The organism is Mesorhizobium sp. M7A.F.Ca.US.006.04.2.1 (assembly GCF_004022915.1).
Lineage (GTDB): Bacteria > Pseudomonadota > Alphaproteobacteria > Rhizobiales > Rhizobiaceae > Mesorhizobium > Mesorhizobium ciceri.
Genome location: NZ_RZQA01001517.1, coordinates 1 through 682 on the forward strand (window position 1 = coordinate 1; position 682 = coordinate 682).

General features: G+C 63.2%; 1 protein-coding gene. It reads right to left on the minus strand.

All coding sequences use genetic code 11. From position 1 onward, the window contains the following. Nucleotides 1–668: ABC transporter permease (locus EN925_RS38450; RefSeq protein ID WP_164750953.1), on the minus strand; the 668-nt coding region annotated here is incomplete at its 3' end. Between the last annotated feature and the right edge of the window lie 14 nt (nucleotides 669–682).

Sequence of the window (682 nt, forward strand, 5' to 3'; positions counted from 1 at the left end):
AGATTGCGGTTCACCCGGATGCCGGCGCGGAAGGTCGCCGTCTCGTTGCCGCCGATCATCACCAGATGCCGGCCGAACGGCGTCTTGGCCATGATCAGCGAAAAGACCACGAAACAGCCAACCGCGATCCAGGCGGTGAGCGGCAGGCCGACAAGGCGCTGAATGCCGAACCAGCGGATGGCCGGCGCCAGGTCCTGCGCCGAGCGGCCGCCCGACACGACCAACACGAGGCCGCGCACCCAGATGTAGGACGCCAGCGTGATGATGAAGGCGCTCATCTTCACCTTGACCACCAGATAGCCGTTGAAGGCGCCGATGAGACCCCCGACTGCCAGCGCCAGCAGCAGCGAAACCGGAACCATCAGCCACTCGGGATGCAGCTGCACGCCCATGCCGATGCCCGACGAGCAAAACAGGATGCCGACCGCCATGGCGCTGAGCGCTGCGACGGATTCGACCGACAGATCCATGTGACCGGCGATGATCACCAGCGCCAGGCCGATCGACATGACGCCGAGCACGCTCGAAGCCTCGATGATGTTGGCGAAGATACCGAGCTGAAAGTAGTTCGGGACGAAGATGGAGAAGACCACCAGCACGAACAGCAGCATGAACCAGACGAGGTTGTCGAGTACGAACTCCAGGGCTTTGCGTGTGCGCGGGTTCATGGGCTGATCCGGTT